The 1,149-nt window shown below is 69.9% G+C and carries 1 protein-coding gene and 1 pseudogene; one reads left to right on the top strand and one right to left on the bottom strand.

Translation table 11 applies throughout. The features are described from left to right. Window positions 1-187: 187 nt before the first annotated feature. Window positions 188-955: pseudogene (locus ACEN88_RS32275) on the top strand (MFS transporter); the annotation flags it as partial. On the opposite strand, the gene ACEN88_RS32280 reads toward ACEN88_RS32275, so the two are convergent. Beyond that, on the bottom strand, window positions 956-1,149 hold a 194-nt coding region (locus ACEN88_RS32280), incomplete at its 5' end, for a glutathione S-transferase family protein (protein ID WP_413346300.1). It lies immediately after the preceding pseudogene.

Raw genomic sequence — 1,149 nt, forward strand, 5'->3', positions numbered from 1 at the left:
CCAGTCCACCGAGGAAGAACCGGCCCAGCGTGCTGCCGATGCCGATCGTCCCCAGCAGGAAAGCCGCGTCCTTCTGGCCGATGCCGTGGTCCAGCGCATACGGCACCAGGTGGACTAACGGCACGAACACCCCGAACGAGCAGACCAGGCAGGCCGCGTACAGCAAGACCAATTGCCGCGACCGGACGGCCTCGCGGTCAGCGGCATCGGCGTCGGCACGCTGGTCATGCCGCCGCTCGCGACGGCGCTGATCGACGCGCTGGGATGGCGCAACGCCTACCTCGCGCTCGGATGCGGCGCGGCGGTCGTCGGCATCGGCATGGCCGCGCTCATTGCCGATGATCCCGCCGGCAAAGACATGGGGCCGGCCGGCGTCCATTCGGGCATGCTGCTGCGCGAGGCCGTCCGGTCGCGGCAATTCGTCTTGCTGTACGCGGCCTGCCTGGTCTGCTCGTTCGGGGTGTTCGTGCCGTTCGTCCACCTGGTGCCGTATGCGCTGGACCACGGCATCGGCCAGAAGGACGCGGCTTACCTGCTGGGGACGATCGGCATCGGCAGCACGCTGGGCCGGTTCTTCCTCGGTGGACTGGCGGACAAGGTCGGGAGACTGGCCTTCCTGCTGGCGATGTTTGCCGGCATGGCTGCCGCACTCGCGGTGTGGGCCGCGTCGACGGGCTTCCTCGCGCTAGCCGGGTTCGCGCTGCTGTTCGGCCTGTTCTACGGCGGCTGGGTCGCCATCATGCCGCCCGTGGTGACGGATTTGTTCGGCAACCGCCAGGTCGGCGGCATCATCGGCGTCCTGTACACGAGCGTCGCAGTGGGTACGCTCCTCGGTCCCACCGCGGCCGGCTACCTGTTCGACGCGAGCGGCAGCTATACGGTGCCGATCGTGGCCAGCGCAGCCGTCAACGTCGCGGCGGCGGGGATAGCCGCGCTCGTGGGCAGGCCGGCCTGATCACCATTCGTGCGTCGTCCGCTGCCACGCCGGCAGCGCCTGGATGCGCTCGAACCAGGCCAGCAGGTGCGGATACGCATCCAGCGGCAGGTGCGCCCGGTCCTTGTACATGAGCGGCGCCGCGACGGCGTAGTCGGCCAGCGTCACGCCGTCGCCGGCGAGCCACTGGCGCGTGGCCAGGTGCTGGTCCAGCA

Origin of the sequence: Massilia sp. CT11-108, from assembly GCF_047302915.1 — a bacterium.
GTDB lineage: Bacteria > Pseudomonadota > Gammaproteobacteria > Burkholderiales > Burkholderiaceae_D > Telluria > Telluria orientalis.